The organism is Lentzea sp. DG1S-22, from assembly GCF_036321065.1.
Classification (GTDB): Bacteria; Actinomycetota; Actinomycetes; order Mycobacteriales; family Pseudonocardiaceae; genus Lentzea; species Lentzea jiangxiensis.
The window spans coordinates 7004213-7021129 of record NZ_CP143276.1 but is presented as its reverse complement, the minus strand read 5'-3'; the positions used below and the strand labels follow the sequence as shown (position 1 = coordinate 7021129).

Genomic DNA, 16917 nt, shown 5'->3' with positions numbered 1-16917 from the left:
GAAGACGACGGGCCCCGGATCGTCACCCCCCGGTGCCACTACCCCGGTACCACGAGCCCGCTCTCGTACGCGGCGATGACGGCCTGGGCGCGGTCGCGGAGCCCCAGTTTCATGAGCACGCGGCTCACGTGCGTCTTGACCGTCTGCTCGGCCAGCACGAGGTGCGCGGCGATCTCGGAGTTCGACAGGCCCTGCGCGACCAGCAGGAGGATCTCGGTCTCCCGTTCGGTCAGGACGGACAGCTGCGCGGGCCGGACGCGCTCACCGCGGCGCGACTTCACGAAGTCCTCGATCAGGCGCTTGGTGATCGACGGGGCCAGCAGCGCCTCCCCCGCGGCCACCACGCGGACGGCGCCCAGCAACTCGCGGGCGGGTGCGTGCTTGAGCAGGAACCCGCTCGCGCCGGCCTGCAACGCGTCGTAGACGTAGTCGTCGAGGTCGAACGTGGTCAGCACGAGGACCTTGACGTCGTCCGACCCGTCCAGCAGCAGCCGGGTGGCGGTGAGCCCGTCCATCTCCGGCATGCGGATGTCCATCAGCACGACGTCGGGTTTGACCGTACGCGCCAACGCGACGCCCTGCACGCCGTTGCCCGCCGCGCCGACCACCTCGATGTCGTCCTGCGCGTCCAGCAGCGCGGAGAACCCTTCGCGCACCATCTCCTGGTCGTCCACCACGACCACCCTGATCACTTGTCCCCCAACGGAATTCTCGCCCTGACCAGGAACCCGCCGTCCTCGGTCGACTTCACGGTCAGCGTGCCACCGTGCACGGCCACGCGTTCCCGCATCCCCACCAGACCCTGCCCGCTGCCGCCACCCCTGGACGGTCCGCCCGCGGTGTTGCGCACCAGCACGTCCAGCCGGTCGCCGTCGCGGCGCACGTGGACGGACGCCTTGGAGCCGGGCGCGTGCCTGGTGGCGTTCGTGAGCGCCTCCTGCACGATCCGGTACGCGGTGAGGCCGACCGCCTCCGGAACGTCGTCCACGTCGACCTCGGCCGAGTCACCGGGCCTCGTCAGCTCGGGGATGCGGCTGATGCCGGGCTGCGGTTCGCGTTGCGCGACCTCCCCGTTGCTGCGCAGCACGCCCAGCAGCCGTTGCATGTCGGTGATCGCCTCACGCGCGGCCTCGCCGAGTTCGGCGAACTCCTTCTCCGCGTCCTCGCCCAGGCCGGTGAGGCGGTAGGGCGCGGTCTCGCACCTGACCACCACCATCGACATGTGGTGCGCCACCACGTCGTGCATCTCGCGCGCGATGCGGGCGCGTTCCTCGAGCGCGGCCTTGGCGTCCCGCTCCTCCTCGAGCTCGCGTTCCGCCCTGCCCCGCGCGCCGAAGAGGTACACCACGGTGCCGATGATCGGCACGAAGAACGCCATGTCCGCGGCCTGCGGCTCGGAGGCCACGACCACGCCCATGCTGACCAGCGTGGCGCTGATCACGATCGGCCGCGAGTAAAAGGCAGCGACTGCCACGAGAAGCGGGACCGCCGTCCAGTACTGGAAGGGGGCGGCTCCCTCACCGCTGCACAGCAGGCTCACCGGGTAGAACGTCAGCGCGGCCAGCCGCCAGGCGTGCAGGGGCGACCAGATCAGCAGCACGTACGGCACCAACGTCGCCAGGAAGACGACCACCCACCAGCCGTCGGAGTCCTCCTGGCGCACGTAGCCGGCACTCGCGACGGCCGCCCACACGAAGGCGTAGACGATCAACGCCGCGTGCACCGGGATGCGCAGCCGACCGAGCGCCCTGGCCAGCACTCGGGTGCGGTCGGGACCCAGAACGGTTCGGTACAGCGCGCGGAACACCAGCCGATGCTAGGTGGGTCCGCGAATTCGCACAGTGACCTGCGGAGTGACATACCCGGGTATGACTCTGATCAAGATGGGGCATTGCGAACGCGTGACACCGCGCGGTAGGCAGTACCTGTGAAACCACCACAGGATCCAGATCGCTGGTCACGGCTCACCGCCGTGGCCGGTGAGGCGCTGGCTGCCGCCAGGGCCGGGGAAGACGCTGTGGCGGTGGACCTCGTGACCGGGTACCTCAGCGGGTCGCCCGAGGGCAACGAGGAGATCCGTGAGCTCGTGCTCCTGCTGTTCGCCGAGTGCAGCAGCATGGTGAGCGCGCTCGGCTCCGGCGGCGCGACCCCGGTGAAGATGCAGGTGTTCGACGAGGAGGGCAACGAGGTCCAGATCGACGACGCGGATCCGCCCGTGCGCACCGCGATCCGCGCGTTGCTGGCCGAGGTGCACGGCGACCAGGACGCGGCGTCGGAGCAGATCGAGATCGCCCTCGCCAACGGCCAGCCGCAGGAGCTCGCGACCGTGGTCCTGCAAGCCCTGCGGTGGACGTTGAAGCTGGCGATCGAGTGCGAGACGCGCGACCTGCCCGTCGCCTCGTGGATCACCGCGTCACTGGACGACCAACCCTGACGTGCAGCAGCGCGTCCACACCGTCCATGAGGTGCTGGTCGAGCGGGAAGTAGCCCATCTCCGGCCTCGTGTCGGTGCGGGTCGTGCCCCTCGGCTTGTCGGCGGTGACGCCCCAGGTGGTGAACCGGCCCTGCAGCTGCCCTTCCGGGGTCGCCCCGTCCGGTTCGCCCAGCCCGAAGGTGTCGTTGCGGCCGAGGGTGCCACCGATGACCGTGTACCGGTCACCGAGGACCGGCGCCACGAGCGCGCCCGCGGAGAGCCACTCGACCCGTTCGCCCGCCATCTCCATCGAGCTGCCGGTGCGCTGCAGGTGGGCGTTGTGCGCGAACACGAACGTCGGGCCCTTCGCCGCCTCGGCGCGCCGGATCTCCAGCAGGTTCCGCGCCATCACGCCGTCGCGCATCTGGCACAGGCGGTTCAGGCGCACGCCCAGCGGGTTCGGCTCCGCGCACTCCCGGTGGTACTGCAGGAGGCTCAGACCGGCCGTCAGGTACGTCTCAGCGCGCGCCCAGGCCTCGTCGGTGCTCTTCCGCTCGTGCAGCCGCATGAGCATGCCTGTGCCGATCTCACGCAGCCTGACGGCCTCCGCCGACCGCCCCGGTGACCGGGCGGGGTCCAGGACGGCTTCGTCGCGGCTCCACTCCTCGTCGTCGATCGTGAGGTCCACGTCCTCGCCGAGGTAGTCGCGGGCGTGTTCGAGGTACGGGCGCGGGCTGGGCGCGCTGGCCGTCTCGGTCTGGAAGTCGAAGCCGTGGAACGACAGCTGCTCCTGCGGCGCCTTGTCCGAGTTGTACTCGCGCATCCACTGCACGAGCTCGCGGTTGGCGGGCCAGTTCTCGCCGAACGAGTGGGAGAAGCCCTCCTTCATGATCGTGTCGAGGTCGCCCGGTCCGCCGTGGACGAAGTCGTCGACGGCCAGCCCCCGGATCCGGCAGGACTCCAGTGCGATCGAGCGGAAGCCCAGGCCCGCCAGCTGCTCGAACAGCTCGTTGCGGATCCACGTGTGGGCGTGCTCGAGGTGGGTCGGCTCGCCGAATCCCAGGAGCTCGGTGAAGGGGGTGATGAACTCGCGAATGTCCTGGCTCATGTGGTTCAACCGTAACATTGAAAGCTCCGTTGAAACTTTTGTTCAGTTGTGGCTGGACCAGGCGGTTAAAGTCTCAACGTGCGTCCAGCTGACCTCGCCCGCGAGCACGGAATCTCGACCCAGGCGGTGCGCAACTACGAGCGGTCCGGGTTCCTCCCGCCCGCCGAGCGCACGCCGTCGGGCTACCGCGTCTACACCGAGGTCCACGCCGCCGCGTTGCGCGCGTTCGTCGCGTTGGTCCCGGCGTTCGGCCACCTCCGCGCGGGCCAGATCATGAACGCCGTGCACGCCGGCGCGGTCGACGACGTGCTGCTGGCCGTCGGCCGCGGTCACGAACAGCTCCTGCGCGACCGCGCGACGCTCGACTCGGTCAGCCGCGCCGTGCGGGACCTGGCCGACCTCGAACCGGTGCCGCGGCCGCGCTCGATCGGCGAGCTGGCCCGCCGCCTCGGCGTCACCCCGGCGACGCTGCGCTCGTGGGAGCAGGCCGGAATCCTCGTCCCGCCGAGGGAACCCACCGGCTACCGCGTGTTCCGCGCCGAGGACGTGCGCGACGCCGAGCTCGCCCACCTGCTGCGGCGCGGCGGCTACCCGCTGGCGCGCATCGCCCTGGTGGTCGAGCAGATCCGGACGGCGGGCGGCACCGGCTCGCTGGGTGCCGCCCTCGCCGACTGGCGCCGCCGCCTGAGAGCTCAGGGCCTCGCGATGCTCGCCGCCTCCGCGCGGCTCAACGAGTACCTGACCGCACGGGCACCAGCTCCGTGACGAGTGCGCCCACCTGCTCGCTCTCGATCAGGAACGCGTCGTGCCCGTACGGCGACTCGATCACCCTGAGCTCGTCGGCGCCGGGGATGCCCGCCGCCAGTTCCCGTTGCTGCGCCAAGGGGTAGAGCCGGTCCGAGTCCACGCCCGCGACGATCGTGCGCGCCGTGACCCGCCGCAACGCCGCCTGGACACCACCTCGGCCACGCCCGACGTCGTGCGAGTTCATCGCCTCGGTGAGCGCGACGTAGCTGGCCGCGTCGAACCTCCTGGTGAGCTTCGCCGCGTGGTGGTCCAGGTAGGACTCGACCTCGAACCGCCCGTCCTCCTGCTTCCTCCTGCCGAACCGGGCCTGCAGCTCCTGCTCGCTGCGGTAGCTGATGTGCGCGATCCGGCGCGCGACTCCCAGTCCCTCGGCGGGATCGGCCCTGATCGCGTGCACCTGGGCGGACGCGAGCGCGATCTGCTCCGCCGACGCCGCCGCCGTCGTCGCCAGCAACAGCAACGACTCCACCCGTTCGGGCCGGCTCACCGCCCACTCGACCGCGCGCATCCCGCCCATCGACCCGCCGAGCACCGCGGCCCACCGCTCGATGCCGAGGTAGTCGGCGAGGTGCACCTCGGCCGCGACCTGGTCGCGGATCGTGATGCCGGGGAACTCGGGGTACTGCCAGGGTCCGGTGCTGCCCTGGCAGCCGCCCAGCACGTTCGGCGCGACCACGAACCACCCGTCGAGCGGCTTTCCCGCTCCCACCAGGGAGTTCCACCAGCCCGGCGTGGGGTGGCCCGGCTCCACGCCCCCGGCGACGTGGCTGTCACCGGTGAGGGCGTGGAGCACGAGCACCGCGTTGGAGGCCTCCGCGTTCAAGGTCCCCCACGTCTCGTACGCGAGCTGGAAACCCGGCAGCCCCGCGAACGGCTCGGTGTGGCTGAACCACTTCCGCCGGCCGTTCGGGTCTCCGAAGCGCCAGCCGCCCACTACAACTCGGACTTCGCCGCGGTGAAGCCCGCCTCCAGGTCCGCCTTGAGGTCCTCGAGCCCCTCCAGCCCGACCGAGAGGCGCACCAGACCGGGCGTGACACCCGTGACGAGCTGCTCCTCCGGCGAGAGCTGGCTGTGCGTCGTCGAAGCCGGGTGCACGATCAGCGACCGCACGTCGCCGATGTTCACCAGCTGGCTGAACAGGCTCGTGCCGTCCACGAACGCCCGCCCCGCCGCGACCCCGCCGCGCAGCTCGAAGCTGACGACCGCGCCGGCGCCCTTCGGCAGGTACTTCCGCGCGTTGGCGTGGAACGGAGACGACGGCAGGCCCGCGTAGTGGACCTTCTCGACCTCGTCGCGCCCTTCCAGCCACTCGGCGAGCGCTTGCGCGTTCTGCACGTGCCGCTCGATGCGCAGCGACAGCGTCTCGATGCCCTGGATCACCAGGAAGCTGGTCAGCGGGGCGATGGCCGCACCCGTGTCCCGCAGCCCCTGCACCCGCAGCTTGGCCGCGAAGGACCCGTGCCCGAGCACCGGCCAGTACCGCAACCCGTTGTAGCTGGGGTCGGGCTCGTGGAAGTCGGGGAACTTCTCGGCGCCGTACTCGAACTTGCCGCCGTCGACGACCACACCGGCGATGGCCGTGCCGTGGCCGCCCAGGTACTTCGTGGCGGAGTGGATGACGATGTCGGCGCCGTGCTCCAACGGCCGCAGCAGGTAGGGCGTGGGCACCGTGTTGTCGACGATCAGCGGCACCTGGTTCGCGTGCGCGACCCCGGCGACGCCCTCGACGTCGAGCACGTGGCTGCGCGGGTTCGCGAGCGTCTCGCCGAAGAACAGCTTGGTGTTCGGCCGCACCGCGGCCTGCCAGGCGTCCAGGTCGTCGGGATCGTCCACGAAGGACACCTCGATGCCCAGCTTCGGCAACGTGTAGTGGAACAGGTTGTACGTGCCGCCGTACAACGAGGCGCTGGACACGAGGTGGTCCCCGGCCCGGGCGAGGTTCAGGATCGCCGCCGTCCCGGCAGCCGACCCGGACGCGAAGGCAACCGCCGCCACGCCCCCTTCGAGGGCGGCGACCCGCTGCTCCAGGACGTCCTGCGTGGGGTTGTTGATGCGCGTGTAGATGTGCCCGGGCTCGGCGAGCGCGAACAGGTCCGCACCGTGCTGCGTGTCCCGGAAGACGTAGGAGGTGGTCTGGTAGATCGGCGTGGCGCGGGCGCCGGTGGCCGGGTCGGGCGCGGCGCCCGCGTGGATCTGCGTCGTCTCAAAGGACCAGGACATGGCTGTGCTCCAGAACGTTCGCTGATTGCTGGGGGAGGGGCGGGATCAACGAGAGCAACGACAGGCCATGCTGGTGACGCGCACGTAATCGACGTGGCGTCGGCTAACCAGCGGCATGGTCATAGTCGACGAATGTAAGGGTCCACACGGTCCTGTGGACACCCCGTCCAACAGGTGAGACCGCATAGGCTGATCGCATGCGCACAGCTCTCGTCGGCTACGGACTAGGTGGGGCGGCCTTCCACGCCCCGTTCATCGAGGCAACCGAAGGCCTGGAGCTCTCGGCCGTCGTCACCTCGAACCCCCGGCGCCAGGCAGAGGTGGCCGAGCGCTACCCCGCGGCCCGCCTGCTGTCCTCCCTCGACGAGGTCTGGACCGGCGACTTCGACCTGGTCGTCATCACGACCCCGAACCGCTTCCACGCGACCCATGCCCGCCAGGTCCTCGAACACGGCCTCAACGTCGTGGTCGACAAGCCCTTCGCGGGCTCGGCGATGGAAGCGAGAGCCCTGGCCTCGATCGCGGCAGCACGCGGCCTGATGCTCGTCCCGTTCCACAACCGCCGCTGGGACGGCGACTTCCTGACGGTCCGCCGCCTCCTCGCCGACAACGCCCTGGGCACGGTCCACAGGTTCGAGTCCCGCTTCGAGCGCTACCGCCCGGAGATCAAGTCCTCGTGGAAGGAATCCGGCGACCCGGCCGACCTCGGCAGCATCCTCTTCGACCTCGGCACCCACCTCGTGGACCAGTCCGTGGCCCTCTTCGGCCGCCCGACGTCGGTCCACGCGGAAATCGCCACCGTCCGCCCCGGAGCCAAGGCGGACGACGACGTCTTCCTCTCCCTGCAGCACGAGGGCGGCGTCCGCTCCCACCTCTGGATGAGCGCACTGGCAGCAGACCTGGGCCCGCGCTTCCGCGTACTGGGCCACGACGCCGCCTACGTGAAGTACGGCATGGACCCCCAGGAAGACCGCCTCAAAGCAGGCGACACCCCGGCCGGCCCGGGCTGGGGTGAAGAACCCGAGTCGGCCTGGGGCACCCTCGGCGGCCAGCCCCACCGCACAGAACCAGGCGCCTACCAGGCCTTCTACGCAGCAGTAGCCGCAGGCGAGGCCCCCGTCTCACCACAGGACGCGGTCACGGGCCTGGAGGTCATCGAGGCAGCCAAGCAGTCCGCCGCGACAGGCGACTCCGTCCGCCTCTGACCCCTCGCGCACGCTCGCGCAGGGGTCCCCTTTGGACTCGGGTCCCCCGCGACCCAACTTAGCGACGAGGTCTGACACTCCGGCGAGGCCGAGAGCGGAAGCTGAGGCCGACGCGAGGGACGCGGGCGGGGGGTCGACGCGAGGCGGGGCAGGGTGAGGCGACGCGCGGGACGCGGGACGAGGCAACCCGAGGCGGGGTGGCACAGGGTCGCAGGCGAGCAGCGCTGAGGACGGACCACCGCGAAGGCGAAGGCGAGCCCAAGCGAAGGCGAAGCCGAGCAGTCCGACCAAGCGCCAGGCACACGCCCACCCACAGCGAAGCCGAAGACATCCCAGTTGCCAGGGGTGTCAAGCGGCTGCGGCGGTGTGGTGTGCCCAGGCGGTGTGTTCGTTGTAGGTGGTGCGGGTTTTGAGGCAGCCGTGCAGGATGCCGACCAGGCGGTTGGCGAGCTGGCGCAAGGCGGCGTTGTGGCTGCCGCCTCGGGCGCGTTGCTGCTGGTAGTAGGCGCGGGCGCCGGGGCTGACCCGCATGGCGACGAAGGCCTGGGCGATCAGGGCGTCGAGCAGCCGGTCGTTATGGACGTGCCGGGCCGCGATGGTGCGTTTCTTGCCGGAGGCGATGGTGATCGGGCTGGTGCCGGCGTAGTTCTTGCGCGCCTTGGCGCTGGCGTAGCGAGTGGGGTCGTCTCCGAACTCGGCGAGCACCCGAGCGCCGAGAACGCGTCCCATCCCGGGTTGGGACAGGATGATCTCAGCGTCCGGGTGCCGGCCAAAATGGGCCTCGACCTCGCGCTGCAGGCCGGTGATCTGCTCGGCCAGCGTGGCCAGGATCGCGATCGTGGCGCGGGTCGCCGCCGCATAGGCGGCCGTCACCACCGGCGGCTGTCCGAGGTGTTCGGCGCGCAGCGCGGCCTGGATCTCGGCGGCCCTGGTGTCGACGTCCCGACGCCGGGCCCGCGCCAACGAGCCGCGGATCTGGTTGAACGACAACCTCTTCGCGGTGTCCGGATCGGCTGCCCGGCCCAGCAGCTCCAGCGTGTCCGGCGCGTCCAGATCGGTGAACGCCGCAAGCGCAGCGGGGAAGTACTCGCGCAACGAATGCCGCAACCGCAGCGTGTGACGGGTCCGATCCCAGATCAACGTCTTGTGCACCCGCGCCACGACCTTGATGCCCTCGGCCTCGGCCGAATCACCCGCGACCGGACGCAACTGGTGCGCGTCGGTGCGGACCATGTCCGCCAGCACATGCGCGTCCCCCGCATCGCTTTTCGCGCCCGACACCTGATACCGGTCCCGAAACCGCGCCACCGACAACGGATTCACCGCGAACACCGCATACCCAGCGGCGACCAGCGCGGCCACCCACGGACCCCGGTCGGTCTCGATCCCGACCCGCACCTGCACATCCCCCACATCGGCATCACCCGAGTGCTCGGCGATCAACGCGTGCAACCGCGCCATCCCCGCCACCCCCTCGGGCAACCGGGCCTTCGCCAGCCTGCGTCCGCCAGCGTCCATCACCTCGACATCGTGATGATCCTCAGCCCAGTCATCACCCACCAGCAGCAGCATCTCACCCTCCCGACTCACACCTCATCAGCAGCAACGGGAGAACCATCAGCGACCTAATGAACAGTGCTCACACCAGCCGGTGGGCACGACATCCCAGCAGCGATCCCGTTCTCCCGGCACCGGCGAGGGCACGATCTTCGGCAAGGACTCACAGTCCAGGCGAGCCGAGTGCTCACCCACCAGCGCTACCAGAACCGAGCCTGCCAGACGACCGGCTCAGCACTCATTAGGCGAGCCGTCGGAGCGAACATCGCAGCCGCACGCAGACCACCGCGACGCCGAAGGCGAGCCGTCCTTCCAAGCCACCCCGCCAACGCAAGCACCAACGCAACAGCAAGCCGCCCAACGCACCAGGCGTGCCATCAACCCGCGACCGGCGCCGGCCCAGGCTTTTGATCAGATCGGCGGGGTCCGGGGCGGAGCCCCGAGCAGTAAAACAGCCACCCACCAACCCAAAACGACCCGCGAACCCCACCTCAAGCCCCACCTCCTCGAACCAACGGCGGATGCAACACGGAAGCCGCCCCCCGCCGGTACAAAGCAGCCGGCCGCCCCCGTCCCGGGAGGTGCTCCTGCCGGTCGCCTCCAGCAACCCCTCCACCCCGGTCACCTTCCGGTGGAAGTTGCGGGCGTCCAGCGACACCCCCCAGACCACCTCGTAGACCCGCCGCAGCTCGGCCACCGTGAACTCGGCGGGGCAGAACTCGGTCCCCAGCGGCGTGTACTCCAGCTTGGCCCGAGCCCGCTCCACCCCGTCCGCGAGGATCACCGAGTGGTCGAAGGCCAGCGACGACACCTCCGCCACCGGCACCCAGGACGCCGCCGCGGCATCGGTCCCGGCCACCGGCACGGGCAGATCCGGCGCCAACGCCAGGTAGGCGACGGAGACAACCCGCATCCGGGGATCCCGCCGAGGCTCCCCGTAGGTCCCCAGCTGCTCGAGGTGCAACCCGGACACCCCGGTCTCCTCGACCAGCTCGCGCGCGGCGGCGGCATCCACGGACTCGCTGACCTGCACGAACCCGCCGGGCAACGCCCACCGCCCCCGGAACGGCGCCTCCCCCTCCTGACCAGCAGCGCGCACAGCGCGTCAGCCCGCACGGTCAGCACCACGAGGTCGACCGTGACCGCGAAGGGAGGGAAATCACTTGGCGAGTACACAGCGCAGAGCATAGGCTTATCGTCAGATGGACGAGAATCCCGGCGACCCCGACGAGCCCACCCGGCGAACCGGTCCCCAGCCGGACCGGACGCGAACAGGAGCCCACTCCCATGGCCGACATCAGCACCTACCCCGGACTCCGCCACCTCAGAGGGGCCCCCACCGTCCACATCAGACACGTCAGGAACGGCCAGGTCGTCCACGAGGGCACCGGCCTGAGCTTCTGGTTCCGCCCCAGGACCGCCGTCCTGAGCGAGGTCCCGGTGGACGACCGCGAGCTGCCCATGCTCTTCCACGCCCGAACGCACGACTACCAGGACGTCACGGTCCAGCTGACCGTCACCTACCGCTGCACCGACCCCGAGGTCGCGACCAGCAGGATCGACTTCTCGATCGACCCCGACACCGGCACCTGGCGGCAGGACCCGCTGAGCCAGATCGCGAACACCCTCACCGAGAGCACCCAGCAGCACGCCCTCGAGATCCTCGGCACGCTGGACCTCGACACCGCCATCCGCACCGGTGTCGAACGCGTCAAGCTCAGCGTCACCGAGAACCTGACCGCGCACCACATCGGCCTGGAGATCATCGACGTCCGCGTGGTCGCCATCCGGCCGGACGCCGACCTCGAGAAGGCGCTCCAGACCACCGTCCGCGAGAAGGTCCAGCAGGAAGCGGACAAGGCCACCTACGAGCGCCGGGCGATGGCCGTCGAGCGGGAGCGGGCGATCAGCGAGAACGAGCTGCAGAACCAGATCGAGCTCGCCAAGCGCGAGGAACTGCTTGTGGTGCAACGAGGTGCGAACGCGCTCAGGAAGGCGGAGGACAACGCCAGGGCGAGCCGCATCGCCGACGACGCCAAGGCCGAGGGCATCCGCAAGCTCGCCGAGGCCGAGGCCGCCGGCGAGAAGGCACGTCTCGACGCCTACCAGGACGTCCCGCGGGAGACGCTGTACGCGCTGGCCGCCAAGGAGCTCGCCGGCAACCTGCCCGAGATCGGCAGCATCACGCTGACCCCGGACATCGTGCAGCCGATCCTGCAGCGGCTCGCGCGATGAGCCTCGCTCCGCGAATCGTGCTGGTGCACCGGCGCACCGAACTGACAGAGTTGCTGGCACGACACGGCACGCGGGGGCAGGTCGAGTTCTTCCTGAAGTCCCGCGGCAGGACCCTGGACGAGGTGGTGGACCGTGACCAGCAGACCCGCAGGGCGCTGGGAGACGTCAGCTCCGCGATCCCGCTGGACTGGCGCCGCGGCGTGGTCGAGAGGGAAGACCTGTCGCGGTTCCTGTTCGCGCCCGAGGACGTAGTCGTCGTCGTGGGGCAGGACGGGCTGGTCGCGAACGTCGCCAAGTACCTCGACGGCCAGCCCGTGATCGGCATCAACCCGGACCGGGGCGTGCTCGCGAAGCACTCCCCCGCGGATGCCGCGGAACTGCTGCACAGCACCGGGAACACCGAGGACCGCACGATGGTCGAGGCGCGGTCGGACGACGGGCAGACCCTCCACGCGCTCAACGAGGTCTACGTCGGTCACCCCGGCCACCAGACGAGCCGCTACCGCGTCCTGGGCGAACGCCAGGCCTCGTCCGGAATCCTCGTCGGCACCGGCACGGGGGCGACGGGCTGGTGCAGTTCGGCCCACCGCGAGCGGAAGAGCACGCTCGCGCTGCCGGGCCCGGCGGAACGCAGGCTCGTCTGGTTCGTGCGGGAAGCCTGGCCGTCGCCGGGCACCGGCATCGAGCGCACCGAGGGCGAGATCACCGACCGGCCGCTCGACGTCGAGGTCGAGTCCGACGGGCTGGTGGCGTTCGGCGACGGCATCGAGAGCGACGCGCTGCGACTGGGCTGGGGCCAGCGGCTGAGCATCGGGCTCGCCGCACGCCGGCTCCGCCTGGTGCGCTGACCCCGCGCCGCCGGGCCTGTCAAAGCACCCCGTTCGAGTCAACGGCAAGCGGCCTTCCCACACCCCGCGTCATCGTTCCAGCCTGGTCGAGGGATTGACACTGCGCAGTGGTCCGGTCACCCTTCGTCCTACGTTCCTACTCTTCGGTAACGAGGTAGCAATGACGCGCCGAGTGACTGTTGTTTCCCTGCTCACGGCCCTTTTCGCGGCCCTGCTGGCTCCGCACGCCCACGCCGCCCCGCAGTACCGGAACTACGTCTCGCTCGGGGACTCGTTCGTCTCCGGTCCGTTCATCCCGTTGCAGCGGCTCGACCCGTTGAGCTGCTTCAAGTCCACGCAGAACTACCCGTCCGTCCTCGCGAAGAGGCTCGGCATCGCGAACTTCACCGACATCTCCTGCGGTGGCGCCCAGACCAAGGACATGGCGGGCGTGCAGAGCGGCGTCCCCGGCCAGTCCGTGCCGCAGTTCTCCGCCCTGAAAGCCGACACCGACCTCGTCACCATCTCCATCGGCGGCAACGACATCGGCTTCTCCGACATCATCCTGACCTGCGCCGGCAAGAGCGTGCTCGACCCGAACGGCGCTCCCTGCAAGGCGACCTACGGCGACGAGCTCGCCCAGCGCGTCGACGCCACCGCGGCCAAGGTGGCCGCCGTGCTCGCCGGCATCAAGCAGCGCAGCCCCGGGGCGAAGGTCGTGGTCGTCGGCTACCTGCGCATCCTGCCGCCGTCCGGTGGCTGCTGGCCGGTCGTGCCGATCTCCAGGGGCGACGTGCCGTACCTCGACACCGTGCAGCAGCGGCTCAACGGAATGCTCGGCGCCCAGGCGAAGGCCGCCGGTGCCACGTTCGTGAACCCCTACGACATCAGCCTCGGTCGCGACACGTGCGCGGCGCCGTGGGACAAGTGGGTCGAGGGCATCATCCCGACCAGCCCCGCGTTCCCGGTTCACCCGAACGCCAAGGGCATGGCCGCGGTCGGTGACCAGGTGGCGAAGGCGCTCGCCGGGACGGAGTCCGCGGGCGTCTAGTTGCACGGAGTCCCGACGGTTTACACGATCCGGTGTTACCGCTCGGTTGAATGGAACCGCGGGTCCTCGCCGCGCCACAGTGGTGGCATGGCAAGGACCCGGCTTCTGTTTGCCTGTCTCGCGCTCGCCGCACCGCTCGTCCCCGCGACGGCCCAGGCGGCGCCCCTGACAGCACTGCTCCCCGCCTCCGGCCTGACGCTGTCGGTGCAGCCGGAGAGGGGCACCATCAGCACCACGCGGCTGAACTGCGAGCCCGCGGGCGGCCCGCACCGCCACGCCCGGCAGGCTTGCGACCAGCTCGTGCCCGTCGAAGGCGACTTCCGCAAGCTGCGGGAGGCCGGCGCGATGTGCACGATGGAGCTCAACCCGACGAAGGCGACGCTGCGCGGCAAGTGGCGCACCAAGAGGATCGACTTCCAGCAGGTGTACTCGAACCCGTGCGTGCTGCGCGCGAACACCGGCAAGGTCTTCGACTTCTGACCCCCTGACCGCGTCACCGGTGTTCCAGCGCACCGCCGTCGCGCTGGAACACCGGTGGCGTTCAGCTCCCAGCACCTAGGCTGCGGAGCATGGGGGACTTCCTGGTCTACACGATCGGTTTTCCGGTCACGTTCGTGCTGCTCGTCCTGGGCATGGCCCTGGCGGCGCGCAGGATCCTCGGCCTGCGCATCGGCCTGGTCCGCACGGCGCTGGCCTGCCTGCTGGCCATGTCCGCCGCCCGCGGCGCCTTCGGCGAGACGAGCACCGAGCCGTCCGCCGGCCTGGTGACGCTCCAACTCGGACTGTCCGTCCTCGCCGTGATCGCCCTGCTGGCGTTCGCGGAGATCGTCGTCCCGACCGGCTCGATCCCGCCTCCCACCGAGTGGTGGGGCATGGCGCGGCGCCGGATCGCGCGGACCCGGCGGTACTCGCGGATCACCGCGATCGCGTTCCGCCACGGCCTCGGTCCCTACCTGCGCGGCCGCGAACGGACCGCCACGGGGCTCTCCCGCTCGCTGCGGCTCGCGTTGCAGGACGCGGGCGTGACGTTCGTGAAGCTCGGGCAGGTGCTGTCCACGCGCGCCGACCTGCTGCCCCAGGACTTCGTCGACGAGCTGAGCCTGCTGCAGGACAAGGTGCCGCCGGCCGGGTGGGACGACGTCAGGGCGGTGCTCGACGCCGAGGTCGGGCTCGACGCGTTCCTCGAGGTCGATCCGGAACCGCTGGCGGCGGCGTCGATCGCGCAGGTGCACCGGGCCGTGCTCAAGTCCGGCGCCGAGGTCGTCGTGAAGGTGCAAAGGCCCGATGTGCGCGCTACGGCCGAGGGCGACCTGGACATCGTGTCCCGGCTGGCCGAGACGCTGCACCGCACGCGCTGGGGCTCGGCGCTCGGCGTGCGGGACCTGGCGGCGGGCTTCGCGGCCGCGTTGCGCGAGGAGCTCGACTTCAAGATCGAGGCCCGCAACATCACGGCCGTCGCGGCGGCCTCGGACTCGTCGGTCGGACTCCCCCACGTCCACCTGTCGACCTCCCGCGTGCTCGTCATGGACCGGCTCGACGGCGTGCCGCTGCGCGGCGCCGCCGAGGACGAGGGCCTCGCGCGGACGTTGCTGCGGTTCGTGCTGCGCCAGGTGATGCTCGACGGCGTCTTCCACGCCGACCCGCACCCCGGCAACGTCCTGCTGCTGGACGACGGGCGGCTCGGCCTGCTCGACTTCGGCTCGGTCGGGCGGATCGACTCCGCGCTGCGCTCGGCCTTGCAACGCCTGCTGCTCGCGATCGACCGCGGCGACCCGGCCGGCCTCACCGACGCGCTGCTGGAGCTGACCTCACGGCCCGAGGACATCGACGAGCAACGGCTGGAGCGCGCGCTCGGCCAGTTCATGGCCCGGCACCTCGGCGCGGGCATGCGTCCGGACGTGGAGATGTTCGGCGACCTGTTCCTGATCGTGTCGCGGTTCGGCCTGAGCATCCCGCCGGAGATCGCGGCGGTCTTCCGGGCCCTCGCCACCCTGGAGGGCACCCTGGCGGTGCTCGCGCCGGACTTCAACATCGTGGCCGAGTCGCGGGCGTTCGCCGCCGAGCAGATCTCCGAACGGCTCACGCCGGAGTCGGTGCGGCGGACGATGGCCGAGGAGCTCCAGGCGGTGCTGCCGATGCTGCGCCGCCTGCCGAGGCGCGTCGACCGGATCACCGGCGCGATGGAGCGGGGACGCCTGAGCATGTCGATGAGGCTGTTCGCGGACGAACGCGACCGGATGTTCGTCACGAGCCTGCTGCACCAGGTCATGCTGACCGTGCTGGGAGCGACCGCGGGTGTCATGGCGGTGCTGCTGCTCGGCTCCTCCGGTGGGCCGCGGATCTCCCAGGACATCGGCCTCTACCAGGTGCTGGGCTACAACCTGCTGATCATCAGCGTGCTGCTCGGCCTGCGCGTGGTCGTCACGGTGTTCCGGCCCCGGTCCTAGACCGGCGGTAGACCGGGACGGAGGTGGCCGAGGATCCGCCACGCGCGCGCAACCGCTTGCGTGCCCGCGTACGCGATCGGGCAGAACCGCCGCGGGGAGGCGTGCCGCCCGTGCACGCCGAACGGGCCGGGTCGAGCACCCAGCGCCCCGGAAACGGCACGAGATCGTCACTCAGGTGAGTCCCTTCGCGGAACCTGCGCCACTGGCGGATTGTCCGGCGCATCGACGTGGGCGACCATCACCCGATGAGTTATGAGACGGGCGTCCGGTGGAAGTGGATACCGGCCGTCGTGCTCGGCTTCGTGCTGCTGAGCTGGATCGTGTTCGAGGCTCTCGACCTCATCGACTTCGACGGGGTCGTGACCTGGGTGCGCGGCATCGACCCCGTGTGGGCGGCGGTGGCGATCTTCGCCCTGCTCGTCGTGGACGTGCTGCTGCCCGTGCCGTCCACCCCGCTCATCGTGCTGGCGGGAACGGCGCTCGGCCTGCCCCTCGGGCTGGCGCTCGCGGTCGTCGGCTCCCTGGGTTCCTCCGCCGCGGGGTACGCCCTCGGCCGGTTCGCGGGCCCCGTGCTCGTGCGCCGCGTGGTGACCATCGAGGAGCTGACCGAGATGCGGCGGTGGGGCCGCCAGTTCGGGCCCTGGTTCTTCGGGGTCGCGCGCGGCATCCCGATGATGGCGGAAACGGTGTCGGTCTCCGCGGGCGTGTCCAGGGTGTCGTTCCGGACTTTCATGGCGTTCACGCTCGTCGGCACCGTGCCGATTTGCGCCGCGTACGTGTTCGCGGGGGCGCAGGCCGACACCGTCGAACAGATCGTGATGATCAGCGCCATCGGGTTCCTGCTGACCGTCGGGCTGTTCTACCTGCTGCGCCGGCTCGTGAAGGTGGCGCCCTAGGAAAACGGTTTGCGCGGCGTGGTTGTATGAATGAGCGCCCGGTGCGCAGCGGAGGGTTACTTCTGGTGATACTCGGGTTCGATTCCTGAAGCCGGCCCCGGCCGGTCTCGCTCACTTCGGTGAGCACGTCACCTTCCGCGATTTGATCTCG

The 16917-nt window shown here is 70.4% G+C and carries 15 protein-coding genes and 1 pseudogene; 9 read left to right on the top strand and 7 right to left on the bottom strand.

Translation table 11 applies throughout. The features are described from left to right. Positions 1-38 precede the first annotated feature (38 nt). Positions 39-692 carry a response regulator transcription factor gene (locus tag V1227_RS33355; protein WP_329789202.1) on the bottom strand — a complete coding sequence of 218 codons (654 nt, stop codon included), beginning with the start codon at positions 690-692 and terminating at the stop codon, positions 39-41. Then, positions 689-1807, bottom strand: a complete 1119-nt coding sequence (locus V1227_RS33350; RefSeq protein WP_329789201.1) for a sensor histidine kinase — start codon at positions 1805-1807, stop codon at positions 689-691. The genes V1227_RS33355 and V1227_RS33350 overlap by 4 nt, the downstream gene beginning before the upstream one ends. Positions 1808-1927: 120 nt before the next feature. Here V1227_RS33350 and V1227_RS33345 point away from each other — a divergent pair, with 120 nt between their 5' ends. Continuing rightward, entirely contained in the window at positions 1928-2434 is a 507-nt protein-coding gene (locus tag V1227_RS33345) for a hypothetical protein (protein WP_191301702.1), read from the top strand. Here the strand turns inward: V1227_RS33345 and V1227_RS33340 are convergent. Next, positions 2406-3521 (bottom strand): erythromycin esterase family protein, encoded by a 1116-nt coding sequence (locus V1227_RS33340; RefSeq protein WP_329789200.1) that lies wholly within the window; start codon positions 3519-3521, stop codon positions 2406-2408. The two genes, V1227_RS33345 and V1227_RS33340, sit on opposite strands and share 29 nt — an antisense overlap. A 78-nt stretch (positions 3522-3599) precedes the next feature. Here V1227_RS33340 and V1227_RS33335 point away from each other — a divergent pair, with 78 nt between their 5' ends. Next, positions 3600-4286, top strand: coding sequence for a TioE family transcriptional regulator (locus V1227_RS33335; protein ID WP_329789199.1), 687 nt, complete (start codon positions 3600-3602; stop codon positions 4284-4286). Here the strand turns inward: V1227_RS33335 and metX are convergent. After that, positions 4249-5262 (bottom strand): homoserine O-acetyltransferase MetX, encoded by a 1014-nt coding sequence (gene metX / locus V1227_RS33330; RefSeq protein WP_329789198.1) that lies wholly within the window; start codon positions 5260-5262, stop codon positions 4249-4251. The two genes, V1227_RS33335 and metX, sit on opposite strands and share 38 nt — an antisense overlap. Further along, positions 5262-6548, bottom strand: a complete 1287-nt coding sequence (locus V1227_RS33325; protein ID WP_329789197.1) for a bifunctional o-acetylhomoserine/o-acetylserine sulfhydrylase — start codon at positions 6546-6548, stop codon at positions 5262-5264. Before V1227_RS33325 ends, metX begins: the two co-directional genes overlap by 1 nt. A 197-nt stretch (positions 6549-6745) precedes the next feature. Between V1227_RS33325 and V1227_RS33320 the strand changes: the two genes are divergently transcribed. After that, complete coding sequence (locus V1227_RS33320; RefSeq protein ID WP_329789196.1) at positions 6746-7753, top strand: Gfo/Idh/MocA family protein; 1008 nt, start codon at positions 6746-6748, stop codon at positions 7751-7753. 348 nt (positions 7754-8101) lie between these two features. Here the strand turns inward: V1227_RS33320 and V1227_RS33315 are convergent, their stop codons facing one another. Beyond that, positions 8102-9322 carry an IS110 family transposase gene (locus V1227_RS33315; RefSeq protein ID WP_329794022.1) on the bottom strand — a complete coding sequence of 407 codons (1221 nt, stop codon included), beginning with the start codon at positions 9320-9322 and terminating at the stop codon, positions 8102-8104. A gap of 479 nt (positions 9323-9801) precedes the next feature. Then, positions 9802-10498: pseudogene (locus V1227_RS33310) on the bottom strand (NUDIX hydrolase). 99 nt (positions 10499-10597) lie between these two features. On the opposite strand from V1227_RS33310, the gene V1227_RS33305 reads away from it, so the two are divergent. The 6 genes from V1227_RS33305 to V1227_RS33280 all read left to right on the top strand — a co-directional run bounded on the left by V1227_RS33305 (position 10598) and on the right by V1227_RS33280 (position 16766). Beyond that, entirely contained in the window at positions 10598-11545 is a 948-nt protein-coding gene (locus tag V1227_RS33305) for an SPFH domain-containing protein (RefSeq protein ID WP_329789195.1), read from the top strand. Continuing rightward, positions 11542-12393 (top strand): hypothetical protein, encoded by an 852-nt coding sequence (locus V1227_RS33300; protein ID WP_329789194.1) that lies wholly within the window; start codon positions 11542-11544, stop codon positions 12391-12393. Before V1227_RS33305 ends, V1227_RS33300 begins: the two co-directional genes overlap by 4 nt. Before the next feature lie 160 nt (positions 12394-12553). Beyond that, a complete protein-coding gene (locus V1227_RS33295; RefSeq protein ID WP_329789193.1) occupies positions 12554-13423 on the top strand; it encodes an SGNH/GDSL hydrolase family protein in 870 nt (289 codons plus the stop codon). A gap of 87 nt (positions 13424-13510) precedes the next feature. Continuing rightward, positions 13511-13903, top strand: a complete 393-nt coding sequence (locus tag V1227_RS33290; protein WP_329789192.1) for an SSI family serine proteinase inhibitor — start codon at positions 13511-13513, stop codon at positions 13901-13903. Positions 13904-13992: 89 nt separating this feature from the next. After that, complete coding sequence (locus V1227_RS33285; protein WP_329789191.1) at positions 13993-15870, top strand: ABC1 kinase family protein; 1878 nt, start codon at positions 13993-13995, stop codon at positions 15868-15870. Positions 15871-16115: 245 nt separating this feature from the next. Further along, entirely contained in the window at positions 16116-16766 is a 651-nt protein-coding gene (locus V1227_RS33280) for a TVP38/TMEM64 family protein (protein ID WP_329789190.1), read from the top strand. Positions 16767-16917 lie beyond the last annotated feature (151 nt).

What these genes read in the sequence shown, in the direction of transcription:
- V1227_RS33320 (WP_329789196.1), top strand. Translation starts at nt 6,746, where the DNA reads ATGCGCACAGCTCTCGTCGGCTACGGACTAGGTGGGGCGGCCTTCCAC.
- V1227_RS33295 (WP_329789193.1), top strand. Translation starts at nt 12,554, where the DNA reads ATGACGCGCCGAGTGACTGTTGTTTCCCTGCTCACGGCCCTTTTCGCG.
- V1227_RS33340 (WP_329789200.1), bottom strand. Translation starts at nt 3,521, where the DNA reads ATGAGCCAGGACATTCGCGAGTTCATCACCCCCTTCACCGAGCTCCTG.
- V1227_RS33280 (WP_329789190.1), top strand. Translation starts at nt 16,116, where the DNA reads ATGAGTTATGAGACGGGCGTCCGGTGGAAGTGGATACCGGCCGTCGTG.
- V1227_RS33285 (WP_329789191.1), top strand. Translation starts at nt 13,993, where the DNA reads ATGGGGGACTTCCTGGTCTACACGATCGGTTTTCCGGTCACGTTCGTG.
- V1227_RS33290 (WP_329789192.1), top strand. Translation starts at nt 13,511, where the DNA reads ATGGCAAGGACCCGGCTTCTGTTTGCCTGTCTCGCGCTCGCCGCACCG.
- V1227_RS33300 (WP_329789194.1), top strand. Translation starts at nt 11,542, where the DNA reads ATGAGCCTCGCTCCGCGAATCGTGCTGGTGCACCGGCGCACCGAACTG.
- V1227_RS33325 (WP_329789197.1), bottom strand. Translation starts at nt 6,548, where the DNA reads ATGTCCTGGTCCTTTGAGACGACGCAGATCCACGCGGGCGCCGCGCCC.
- V1227_RS33305 (WP_329789195.1), top strand. Translation starts at nt 10,598, where the DNA reads ATGGCCGACATCAGCACCTACCCCGGACTCCGCCACCTCAGAGGGGCC.